We start from the raw sequence: 12154 nt of genomic DNA on the forward strand, positions 1-12154 counted from the left end.
ATGCACTGGTTTTAACTTCTTTAAAAAAATAAATTTCTTACAGTTTGTAAGCAATAATATGTTTTAAAGCATCTGAGATTAGTGATTGTAAATTTTGCCTACATTTGTGCTATAATTTGAAACTAACTCAGAAGATTTGAAACATGAAGTCGAATGATTATTTAGAAGAAAAACCGGCTGATATTGATGAGCTGGATGAAAAGATATTAAAGCTAATTACAAAAAATGCCCGAATTCCTTTCTTAGAAGTTGCCCGTGAATGTGGCGTTTCAGGTGCCGCTATTCATCAGCGTGTTCAGCGCCTGTTGAATATAGGCGTTGTACATGGAAGCGAATTTGTTGTAAGTCCGCAAAAACTGGGGTACAACACTTGTGCATATATGGGGATTTATCTTGATAAAGCAAAGTACCACACACAGGTTGCCGAGGCATTGCGGAATATTCCGGAAGTGGTTGAGTGCCATTATACCACAGGGCCGTATGCAATTTTTGTAAAAATTCAAACAAAAACCAACAAACATTTAAAGCGTCTGATCGATGAGCAATTACAGGACATTGAAGGAATTGCCCGAACAGAAACATTCATGTCATTGGAAATGGATTTTAAACGACAAGTTCCGATAAAATAAAAAAAAGGCTGGTATTAACCGGCCTTTTTTATGCATCAACGTATTGTGTCTTAATCTTCTGAGTAAACAAAATTGTACGATTCGTCGTGTTGACTAATGTCCAGGCCAACTTTCTCACCATGAGGAGAAATTCGTATCGGAACAATCATATCGGTAATCTTGTACATTAACATCGAACCGCCGAAAGTAAAAATTCCAACAATTACCAAGGCCAGTAAATGATAAAGGAAAGTGGTAATTTCCCCATGAATTAATCCCACTTCGTTGGCAAAAACAGCGGTGAACAACATTCCGGTAATACCTCCCATACCGTGAGCAGGGAATACATCCAGTGTATCATCCAGTTTCGATTTTGTTCGGAGTGTAATGGCGTAGTTACTAATAATAGCGGCAATTACACCAATAAATATACTCGATCCAACATTTACAAATCCGGCGGCCGGTGTAATGGCAACCAGGCCAACAACCAGTCCGATAGCAGCGCCAACTGCAGACGGTTTTTTACCTTGTGCGGCATCAAAAAATATCCAGGTTAACATGGCCGCTGCCGATGCTGTATTGGTATTTACCAGCGCCGATGCAGCAACAGAATCGGCTGCCAATGCAGAACCTGCATTAAAACCAAACCACCCGAACCAAAGCATGCCGGCTCCTAGTAAAATGTAAGGGATGTTTGCCGGTTTAATTTCTTTGTTTGCATCTTTCCTTCGTCCGAGGAATATGGCTCCGGCCAAAGCCGCAAAACCTGCCGACATGTGTACTACTGTTCCGCCGGCAAAGTCAAGTACTCCCCAGTTACGCAGGAATCCATTCGGATGCCAGGTCCAGTGCGCCAGCGGTGCATAAATAAATAATATAAACAGTACCATAAACAACATGTAGGCTCTGAAACGTACCCTTCCGGCAAACGATCCGGTAATAAGAGCCGGCGTAATTATGGCAAATTTTAGTTGAAACATGGCAAATACAGCAAACGGAAATGTTGGTGCAAAATCGGGATGTGTTCCTCCATTAACTCCTTTAAACATAAAGAATGTTAATGGGTTCCCAAACAATCCGTATCCTTCGCCACCGATACTGTCGCCAAAGGCAATACTAAAACCAACTACCACCCACAACACACTCACAATTCCCATGGCAATGTAGCTTTGCAGCATGGTAGAAATAATATTTCTCGACTGAATCATTCCTCCGTAAAAGAATGCGAGGCCCGGAGTCATCAACAATACTAAACCTGTTGCTGTTAACATCCAGGCCGTATCTCCGGCGTCGAGGTTCGAAGTGTCGATTTCTGCAACCCCGCCAGGTATAATTACACCGAGAGCGGCAACAATTATTAATAGGGCCAGAATAAACCACCAACTTGTTGAATTTCTCATGTCTATAATTTTTAGGTTACTAATTTTAAGTCTGTACAGCACCATGCAGCTCATAACTGTAAGTTATAGTTGAGTTGTTTTTTATTGCTGAAAAATAAGCTGTCGATACCTGTTTTAGATTTTAACCGCTGTCTGTTTTGATAAAAAATTATCGTAAATGTATTAAAGGGAATTAAAAAAGGCGCAAAAAATAGAATAATGAAAGCGAAAAGCATAATTAATTAACAAAGAGGTAATGTTTTTGTGTTTTTTGTGAGTCTGTGCTTCGTTGTTGTTATTTTGTTACTATATTGTGATTAGTTGCACTTTACTTTGAAAGAATGTTAGTTTTTTGATACTTTTGTAGAAAATTGTTAAAGATGACTTTGAGGAATAATTTAGACGACTGGGATTTGAAAATTCTGGATATAATTACCAAAAACGCAAGAATACCTTTTAAAGATGTAGCAAAAGAAGTGGGTATTTCCCGTGCGGCTGTGCATCAACGAGTTAACCGAATGGTTGATTTGGAAGTGATTGTTGGATCGGGCTATCATATCAATCCTAAAAAGGTTGATTTTAAAACCTGCACCTACATTGGTATTTACCTCGAAAAAGGTGGTTTGTTCAGCGAAGTGGTAAAAGGTTTGGAGGAAATTCCTGAGATTGTTGAGTGTCATTACACCACCGGAGCTTACGCGATCTTTATTAAAGTTTATGCAAAAGATAACGAGCACTTAAAAAATATCTTAAGCGGAAAAATTCAAAAAATTAGTGGTGTTGCCAGTACCGAAACTTTTATTTCTCTTGAAGAGTCGTTTAAACGTACTATTCCTGTTAATGTCTAATTCCGTTGTCTGACTGCCTCGTAAATCATTAAAGCGGCAGATACCGAAACATTTAATGATTCGATCTGACCTAAGATCGGGATTTTTAATTGTTCATCGGCAAGTTTCAGAATTTGAGCAGAAACACCCGTGTCTTCTGAGCCCATAACAATGGCCAGTGGCGATTTCATATCGGCATCCGAGTAAAGTTTGTCGCCTTTTTCGGTGGCAGCAATTATTTTAATACCCGAATCTTTCAGAAAGCGGACGGTATGGTACAGGTTGCTGGTTTTGCAAATTGGAATGTTATGAATAGCACCTGCCGATGTTTTTACAGCATCGGCACCAATACGTGCCATGCCTTTTTCGGGGATAATAATAGCCTGTACGCCGGCACATTCGGCCGATCGGGCAATGGCCCCGAAGTTGCGCACGTCGGTTATCTGGTCTAAAACAAGCAGGAGGGGAGTTTTGCCTTGTTCGTAAATTCCAGGAATTACGGTCTCGATATTGTCAAACTCAATGGGTGAGACAAAGGCCAGTACTCCCTGGTGATTTTTTCGTGTAATACGGTTTATTTTTTCAATGGGAACGTACTGAACGCCAATTTCGTTTTCTTTTATCAGTTCCTGCAGTTCGGTAATCAGCTCATTTCGCAAGCCCTTTTTTATCAGTACTTTGTCGATTGTTTTACCTTTTTTTATGGCTTCTATTATGGCTCTTGTTCCAAACAGAAAATCTTCTTTATCTATTGCTTTTTGTCTCATCTTTTCTTTTATTACCAGGTTTTTTTAGCCTTCCAGTTTTCAAGTTCTTCGTGGGCATTCTCCCAATCGAGCATACTCTGTTCCAGGTCTGTTTTTAATTGTTCGTACTGCTCAAAAACCGAATGGTCGTCAATATTCTCGGGTTTAGCAAGCAGTTTGTCCATGTCTTCGATTTTGGCCTCCAGTTCCGCAATTCTCTCTTCGGTTTGAGCTACACTTTTCTCCATTCGCGAAATGGTGCGGTTTATTTCTTTCTTTTCATCAAACGAAAGCTCATCCTTTTCTTTTTCCGAAGTTACAACTTTTGCGGCTTTTGTATTCTTTTTCTTACTTTCCAGTTCTTTCAACGATTCCATTTTCTTTCGGTACAGAAAATCGAAAATGCCGCCCAGGTGTTGTTTGGCCTTTTTATTTCTGAATTCGTAAATGCAATTCACCAAACCATCCAGGAAATCACGGTCGTGCGAAACCACCAGTACGGTTCCCGAGAAATTGGCCAGTGCGTTTTTTAAAATCTCTTTCGAACGCATGTCGAGGTGGTTGGTTGGCTCATCCAGAATAAGAAAGTTTACCGGTTCAAGCATCAGGCGAATCATTGCCAGTCGCGACTTTTCGCCACCACTTAATACTTTTACCTTTTTATCAATGTCTTCGCCACGAAATAAAAACGCAGCAAGAATATCTCTGATTTTTGTGCGGATATCGCCAACAGCAATTTCATCAATGGTTTCAAAAACCGTAAGTTCTCCGTTTAACAGCTGCGCTTGATTTTGGGCAAAGTAGCCAATTTTTACATTGTGGCCCAGCTTCATTGTGCCACCGTGTTCCAGCTCGTTCATGATAATCCGGGCAAGGGTAGTTTTTCCTTCGCCGTTACGGCCAACAAACGCTATTTTTTCGCCATTCTCAATAGAAAGGTCAATATCGTCGAGCACATGAAGCGAATCGTAATATTTGCTAATGTGTTTGGCTTCAATCACAATACGCCCCGAGCGCGGTGGTGGTGGAAAATTAATTTTTAATGCCGAGTTGTCTTCTTCTTCTATTTCAATGCGGTCCAGCTTTTCAAGCTGTTTTACCCTCGATTGAACCTGCACGGCTTTTGATGATTTATACCGGAAACGTTCGATAAACCGTTCGGTGTCTTCAATCATTTTTTGCTGGTTCGTATAAGCTGCCAAATTAATCTCGCGTTGTTCGGCTTTCCAGTCCATGAAACGGGAATAATTCATTTTTTGGTCGGTAATTTTTCCCAGCGAAATTTCTATTGTGCGGTTACAAACGGCATCAAGAAAGGCTTTATCGTGCGAAACCAAAATAACAGCTCCACTGTATGTTTTCAGAAAATCTTCCAACCACTGTATCGATTCGATGTCGAGGTGGTTAGTTGGCTCATCCAGTAAAAAAACATCTGGTTTTTTAAGTAACAATTTTGCCAGCTCAACACGCATACGCCAGCCTCCGCTAAATTCGGAGGTCATACGGTCGAAATCAGATCTTTCGAACCCCAATCCCAAAAGCGTTTGTTCCAGCTCGGCTTCGTAGTTGTCGCCGCCTAAAAGTTGGTAACGCTCGTTGTATTCGGTAACCAGGTCGAGTTTCTTTAAATACTCATCAGAATGATAATCTTCGCTTTCGGCAATTTCGTGGTTTAGGTTTGCTATTTTCTTTTCAATAGCTAAAAGCTCCTCAAAAGCCTGTGTAACTTCATTTTTAAGTGTGCGGGTATCAGAAACCACCATTTGCTGAGGTAAATACCCAACGCTTGTTTCTTTCGGAACGGCAACTGTACCGGCCGTTGGTGATTCGGTGCCTGTAATAATTTTTAGCAGGGTACTTTTCCCGGCTCCGTTTTTACCAATTAGTCCAATCCGGTCTTTTGGGTTAACCAGAAAACTGATTTCCTTAAACAGTTCGAAACCGCCAAAACTTAGATTTATTTTATCTATCGATATCATTCTGTACAAAAATTGCCCAAAGATAATTATTTCGTACAGACGTGACAGTGCAAAAACAGTGGCGGGATTTATTTGCCTTTTGTTTTACAAAAACAGGCCTGATTTTAATCTTGGGATTAAAAAAGAAAAAGGAGCCGGGTAATTACCTGACTCCTTTTTTCAGTAGCGAGAGGCGGGCTGTTTGGGTATTTCCTGAACCTTCTGTAAATACTGTAAACACTGACTTCTTTTAATTAAAAATTCTTACCTTTACATACATTTACATGTATTACGACACTGAATGAGACACTGGTATAAATATGAGTTATAATACAAACGTCAGATTTGTTCTGAAAAATATTAATTCAAAAGATGTAGGTTGTGTAAATCTTGAGATTGTATTTATACATAAAGAGAATAAGAAAAAAATCCGCAGGTACGTCAATACTGGCGAATATGTTAATAAGAATAATTTTGATTCTAATGGCATAAAAAGTCACAGGCATTCATTAAAAAGTGCAAAGTTACTCGTAGAAAAACGGAAACTAGAAATTGAAGAGTTACTTCGAAATTTGGAATTAAATAATGGTGAGATAACACCTGATATTTATGACGTTTCACAAAGAATAAACGAAGATGCGAAGAAGAACATATTTGAATTGTTTGATAAATTCATTGAGTATAAGACTAAAAAGGTTGAGTCTCGGACAATTCAGAAGTATAACACATTGAAAGTTGTTCTTGAGGAATTTATACCAAAGAAAAAGCATAAAAACACATATACGACTGATATTACATTAGATTTTTTGGAAGAGTTAACAACATACCTAAGCGATAAAAAGGATTTAAGTATTAACACCATCGCAAAATATCAAAGTGTGCTCAATACATTCATGGACTATTTGACCGACACATTGAAAGTTAATAAGAATCTGGCATATAAGGAATACCAAAAAATATCCCGAAAAAAAGAATCTGAATCTAAGGTTGTGTTATTGAAAGAACATGTGCAAAAAATTATTGATTGGACAACTGACGATAAAACTTTGGAAACAGTAAAAGATTTGTTTCTTTTCCAAATAATGACAGGGGTAAGGATTTCAGACCTTTTACGCATTAGTAAGTATTTTGTGAAGAATCAAATGCTTTCCTTTCAGATGTTTAAAACAACCACAACAGTTAATATTCCGCTTCATCCAATGGCAAAAGAAATATTAACGAAGTACGATTACAAGATTGGTGCAAAATGTAAGGAGATAGGGGAGAACCAATATAATACCTTCATTAAGGATGTGTGTAAAAATGCTGGACTTACAGAGGAAGTTTCAAGTTTAAGAATAACCTTAAACAAGAAAATTCCAGTGGAAACACCGCTTTATAAACTTGTCAGCAGTCATGTTGGTAGGACTACTTTTGTTACGAACTGCTTAATTTCTGGGATTTCACCTTTTATTGTGATGGGGTACACTGGGCATCGAAAAATTGAAACGCTACATTATTATATGAAAATTGCAGGTGATATATCACAAGATGCGTTTATTAAATATGAAGATTATTTTAAATTCAAATGAGATATTTTAAATCGAAACATTCACTTATACGGTTTGTTTTACGGGAATTATTGCGCCATGATTTCAAAGGGAAAGGTATTCGGGAAAAATTTAATTATCAATTTAGAAATTCGAATAAAAAATATAGTTCGATTGATGAAATGATAGATGAACTAAAGCAAAATAATTTATTGTTTGAAATTCAACAAATGTCGGAAGAAGCAGAATACTCTTTCGATTTTGCAGGTTATGTATTGTTGCACAGCCAACTGGTTAAATTATTAGCTGGTGATGAAAACCTAAATAACGACATCCTAAGATTCAAGTTACTTACAGTCAATCAAACTTGTGATTTTCTTCAATTATCTCGACCGTCCGTATACAAACTGTTAAAAGATGGTGATATTCCGCAAGTAGAGATAATGGGGCAGAAACGGGTGCAAATGAATGACTTGTTATCTTTCATTTCTGAAAAGAAGAAGGCTTAGGGAATATAAAAATTAATCATTCAACATCAACAGTTACAAGATGAAAGTAGATATCAGGTAATAACTTTGGATTTAATGAGAATATTATGTTCAAATATTTTGTAAATTACAACCCAAATTAACCTGACATGAAAAACCAATCTCTAAATACACAACTTTTTAAATTCAGGATAATAGTTTTTAAGGGCAAATATATCCATCGGGTTATTGCCTTAGCAAGAATCTGCATATCCCAGAGATTGTTTGGAACAAACCATTATTACAACAAAAGGGTGCCAATTATAGTAAATTCAAATGCGTAAGGCTTAATTTCAACCTTCAGCAATGATGTATAATGATAAATACAAAAATGGATTTACAGTTACGGCCATTGCTAACAGAGAAAAATAGAAACACAATTTAAAAGTATAAGCATGAGTAGAATTAACATACAAGGAACTATTGAAAATATAAGGAGTAAATCAAATGTTTATACTCCAATAATTGAAGCTATTGTCAATTCGATTCAATCGATTATTGAAAAAGGAAATGACAACGGTAAAATTGAAATTATTCTGCAAAGAGATAAGATTCTTGAATTTGATAATTCAACTCCTGAAATAAAATCAATTGAAATTAGAGATAACGGATTAGGCTTCACACAACAAAACCGTGACTCATTCGATACTTTTTATAGTGAGCTAAGAAAAAACATTGGAGGTAAAGGTTTTGGCAGATTCATGTTTGTCAAATACTTTAACAATGTAAGAGTTGAAAGTGTCTTTAAGGATGGTAATGAAAACTTTAAATTACGAAAATTTAGATTTGGGAAACAGTATGAAATAATTGTGGATGAAACAATTGATGATACTAAGGCAGTAGACTCTTATTCCAGCTTATTTTTAGAAAACCTTAAAGAAGAGCATTCATTTGAGAAACAAATAGAAACAATTTCAAAAAGAATCCTCGAACGAATACTTATTTTCTTTATAAATGATTCTTTCAAATGCCCTACTATTATTGTAAAAGAAGCAGATTCATCACAAAACATTATTCTGAATGACTATTTAACTGGGAAAAATGAGATTCAATTATTTAGCAGTAAAGACTTTGAAATAAAAAACAATGGACATTCAGCACTTTTTACTGCAAAAATATTTAAGATATTTTTTCCTGGAAGTCAAAAAAGTAAAATTAGTCTTACCGGTCACAATAGAGAAGTAACTGAATCACCTTTGCATAAATATGTACCTGAATTTGAAGATGATTTTTATGACGAATCCAATGGTAGCAAAAAAAATTATATAATCAAGACTTATGTTTTAGGGGATTATCTTGACTCAAATGTATCTACAGAAAGAGAAACTTTTGATTTTCATCGTGATGGAAGTAGCATTTACTTCCCGTATTCACAAATTGAAATTGAAACAAATGCAGCACTAATTACAAAAGAAGTATTTGGGACTGATGTACAAATACGTACAGAAAAGAAAAGCCAGAGAATCAGAAACTACGTTAATAATTCTGCTCCTTGGCACAAAGTTTATTTACCGGACCTTGAAATTTCACGTATTGCGTACAACCTAAAAGATGAGGATATTGAGGTAGAATTACAGAAAGTAAAATTTAATAAGGAATTACAAACAAGAGCTGAGATTAAAGAATTGCTCAGTGATGACAATGAAGATATTGATGGGAATATGGCAAAAGCCATATCCAAAATTTCTGAGATTGGGAAAAGTGATTTGGCCCATTATGTTTTTAATCGGAAGAATGTTTTAGAAGCGTTTGTGAAATTATTAAAACGCAGGGATGATGGGAAAGGAGAACTAGAGAAAGATGTTCATAATTTAATTTTTCCAATGGGTAGAGATTCTGAAAACACAGAATATCATGAGCATAACTTATGGTTAATTGATGAAAGATTGGTTTTTTCAGAATACGTTGCCTCTGATAAAAAGATATCTACAAAAAAAGATGCGTTAGGTGAACCTGATTTGGTCGTTTTTGACAAAAAGCAATCGTTTAGAAACGGAGATAATAATTTTAGTAATCCAATAACAATCTTTGAATTCAAAAGACCCAAAAGAGAAAATTATAAAGAAGAAGATGACCCTATTTTACAAATAGGAAACTATTTAGATAAAATAAGAGACGGAAAATATGAAATGCCTGAAGGATTAGAACAAATAAAAGCAAATGACAACACTCCAGTCTATGCATACGTAATTTGTGACCTAACTTCCAAAATTCACGGTTTTGCTAAGAAACATCAATTAACTCTAAGTCCTGACCAAGAAGGATATTTCGGATTTCATAACGGATACAAAATGTATGTCGAGATAATTAGTTTCAAGAAGTTATTAAGCGATGCAACATTACGAAATAAGATATTTTTCAAAAAACTACAAATAGAATAAAACACAAATGATTGGAAATAATCGCTATTCGATATGGGGAATAAAAGATAGTGGTGAAGACATTACTAATGAAATTCTGAGCATTTTAAATAATGCAAATTCTTTCATTATTGTTGGGGGGTATAATTTTACATTCAAAACTGCTGGCTATTCCTTCTTTAGAATTCTTCAAAACAAGGTAAGACAAGGTATTCCCGTTTTAATGATAATTCCTTCGAATCTGACCGGTTATAATAATAGCCAACCAGCAATAATCAATTTTTGCATCACAAATGGAATCGGATTAATATTGAATGGGAATAATCACTCAAAATGGTTGATGACAGAAAATGACCTTTATTATGGTTCAAGCAATTTTACCGAGACAAGTTGGCGGCAAAGAATCGAAGTTGTAACGATTCACAGGCATAATAACCTTTATGGAAGTTGGAAAAGACGAACATTATTAGATTTTCGACTTTTTATTCAACGTGAAATTAGTAAAATTAACAGACGCCCGACAATGAATGCTATTCCTGGTTTAATTGCGAATACAATTGCTGTATGGAATAGAATCCTTCCATTAGTATTAAGACTAAATCCTTCAATTGAAAAAGTAATCTATACTTTAAGAAATTATGGTGAAGTGGAGACATTATTAAATGAAAATATTGAAGAATGGTTTCAATTATACGATATAAAATTATTCAAACAAGTTTATGAATATAATGCCAACATATTAAAGAAATACAATGACCTATGTGATTTTGCTTATTCAAACATTTATAACGAGACAACTGAAAACAGAGAATTCAGAAACGAAGACATAATTAATGAATATAATTTTCTTCACTCAGAGTTTGTAAAAACCATTGAAAGAGCAACAACAGAGTTGAGAGATAATGAAACCTTATTTAGTGAAATTAGCTTTCAGACATTAGAAGAAAATTTAAATGTCCTAAAAAGGATAGAAATAAATATTTCAAATACAGATAATTACGAATAATGAATACTAAACCCGTGCAACTGTAAAACTTAAACCATGATTAAAAAAGAACAACAAAAAGAATTAATTGATATTAAGAATCAGATTGCAAAACATTTCACAAAATCAGATTGGTTGGATTTGGGATATTCTTTAGGATGTTATGATGTTATTGAGGGACATTCACGACTATTAAAAAGCCTTAGTTTTGGTGACGAAGATTATGAAGGAAATATATTGGAAGTTCTGACTGAAATATTAAAACGAGACCAAAAAAATTTTAATGAAATAAAATCATACATAGAAAACAAGTTTGCTACACCATTAGTTTCTGATTTTATTTCCACGGCTCATACTGACACACCAAAAAAAATAATAACCTTTTCGCCACAAGTTTTTCAAGTTCCTTTAAAATCGCAAAATGACAATCTAGTAACAATGATGCTTCCTTTTAAGCAACAAAAATCATTTGATGCAGTAAAAAATGCTTGTGATAAATTGAATTTAGATTGTATGAAAGCAGATGATATATGGGAGAATTCAACATTTATTCAGGATATTTTTGAATTAATTTTCACATCAAGAGTTGTTGTTGCTGATTTTACAGGTAAAAACCCGAATGTTTTTTATGAAGTTGGTATTGCACATACATTAGGAAAAACAGTTGTTCCGATTACTCAATCAATTGATGATGTCCCAACTGATTTAGGTCATCATCGGGCATTATTGTATTACCCAAACGAGCAAGGATATAAGGACTTAACTGTTGAAATCGAGAAACGACTTAAAACACTATTCCCAAACCGATTCGAATTTTAATTCTTAATAAATGATATTGATGGAAACTAAATCAAAGAACATTTCATTAAAAGCTATACTTATAATTATAGCTATTGGTATTTGGGTGATAATATTCCAAAATGCAGGTATAATCCCAACTAATCAAAATGTCAGAGTTATCAATTCTGTTGATGCTTATGTGAGTGGTAGTGTTGATGTTGATAATACTGTGGATATAAATATTCACGAAATTAATGGTCACAGAGATGTGTTCTTTAATAATCCAAGAAGAGGAGAAAAGAACAAATATTATGTACTTCCCGTAAGCACAGAATAAAAACTACTTCAATTTGTTTATGTCGCCAACACACTAAAAATCCACCAGGTTATCTTTTAATCAACTAAAGTCAAATTCTTTTTTATTAGATTTAGGTCATTAAAAACGAGTACCCAAA

General features: G+C 35.1%; 11 protein-coding genes. 8 read left to right on the forward strand and 3 right to left on the reverse strand.

Going from position 1 to position 12154, the window contains the following annotated elements; all coding sequences use genetic code 11:
- Positions 1–143: 143 nt before the first annotated feature.
- Positions 144–629: an Lrp/AsnC family transcriptional regulator gene (locus tag BMW53_RS05325; protein WP_081804738.1), complete on the forward strand. Its 486-nt coding sequence runs from the start codon at positions 144–146 to the stop codon at positions 627–629.
- A 50-nt stretch (positions 630–679) separates the two neighbouring features.
- Here BMW53_RS05325 and BMW53_RS05330 read toward each other — a convergent pair whose 3' ends face one another.
- A complete protein-coding gene (locus tag BMW53_RS05330) occupies positions 680–2008 on the reverse strand; it encodes an ammonium transporter (protein WP_038554596.1) in 1329 nt (442 codons plus the stop codon).
- A gap of 359 nt (positions 2009–2367) precedes the next feature.
- On the opposite strand from BMW53_RS05330, the gene BMW53_RS05335 reads away from it, so the two are divergent.
- Positions 2368–2835: an Lrp/AsnC family transcriptional regulator gene (locus tag BMW53_RS05335; RefSeq protein ID WP_038554593.1), complete on the forward strand. Its 468-nt coding sequence runs from the start codon at positions 2368–2370 to the stop codon at positions 2833–2835.
- Here BMW53_RS05335 and rlmB read toward each other — a convergent pair.
- On the reverse strand, positions 2832–3581 hold the full coding sequence (rlmB, locus tag BMW53_RS05340) for a 23S rRNA (guanosine(2251)-2'-O)-methyltransferase RlmB (protein ID WP_038554589.1): 750 nt from the start codon (positions 3579–3581) through the stop codon (positions 2832–2834). The two genes, BMW53_RS05335 and rlmB, sit on opposite strands and share 4 nt — an antisense overlap.
- Positions 3582–3592: 11 nt before the next feature.
- A complete protein-coding gene (locus BMW53_RS05345; RefSeq protein ID WP_038554586.1) occupies positions 3593–5539 on the reverse strand; it encodes an ABC-F family ATP-binding cassette domain-containing protein in 1947 nt (648 codons plus the stop codon).
- 299 nt (positions 5540–5838) lie between these two features.
- Between BMW53_RS05345 and BMW53_RS05350 the strand changes: the two genes are divergently transcribed.
- The 6 genes from BMW53_RS05350 (at position 5839) to BMW53_RS05375 (ending at position 12036) form a co-directional block, all read left to right on the forward strand.
- Complete coding sequence (locus tag BMW53_RS05350) at positions 5839–7089, forward strand: tyrosine-type recombinase/integrase (RefSeq protein WP_038554579.1); 1251 nt, start codon at positions 5839–5841, stop codon at positions 7087–7089.
- A complete protein-coding gene (locus BMW53_RS05355) occupies positions 7086–7556 on the forward strand; it encodes a helix-turn-helix domain-containing protein (RefSeq protein ID WP_038554575.1) in 471 nt (156 codons plus the stop codon). The genes BMW53_RS05350 and BMW53_RS05355 overlap by 4 nt, the downstream gene beginning before the upstream one ends.
- Positions 7557–7969: 413 nt before the next feature.
- The gene (locus BMW53_RS05360; RefSeq protein WP_074780293.1) at positions 7970–9955 is read left to right on the forward strand and encodes an ATP-binding protein; all 1986 of its coding nucleotides are present in this window, start codon (positions 7970–7972) and stop codon (positions 9953–9955) included.
- A gap of 7 nt (positions 9956–9962) precedes the next feature.
- Positions 9963–10940 carry a phospholipase D-like domain-containing protein gene (locus BMW53_RS05365; RefSeq protein WP_038554573.1) on the forward strand — a complete coding sequence of 326 codons (978 nt, stop codon included), beginning with the start codon at positions 9963–9965 and terminating at the stop codon, positions 10938–10940.
- A gap of 36 nt (positions 10941–10976) precedes the next feature.
- Positions 10977–11738, forward strand: coding sequence for a hypothetical protein (locus tag BMW53_RS05370; protein ID WP_038554570.1), 762 nt, complete (start codon positions 10977–10979; stop codon positions 11736–11738).
- Positions 11739–11757: 19 nt separating this feature from the next.
- Positions 11758–12036 (forward strand): hypothetical protein, encoded by a 279-nt coding sequence (locus BMW53_RS05375; RefSeq protein ID WP_038554567.1) that lies wholly within the window; start codon positions 11758–11760, stop codon positions 12034–12036.
- The last annotated feature ends 118 nt before the right edge of the window (positions 12037–12154 follow it).

Source organism: Draconibacterium orientale (assembly GCF_900111425.1).
GTDB classification, from domain to species: Bacteria; Bacteroidota; Bacteroidia; order Bacteroidales; family Prolixibacteraceae; genus Draconibacterium; species Draconibacterium orientale.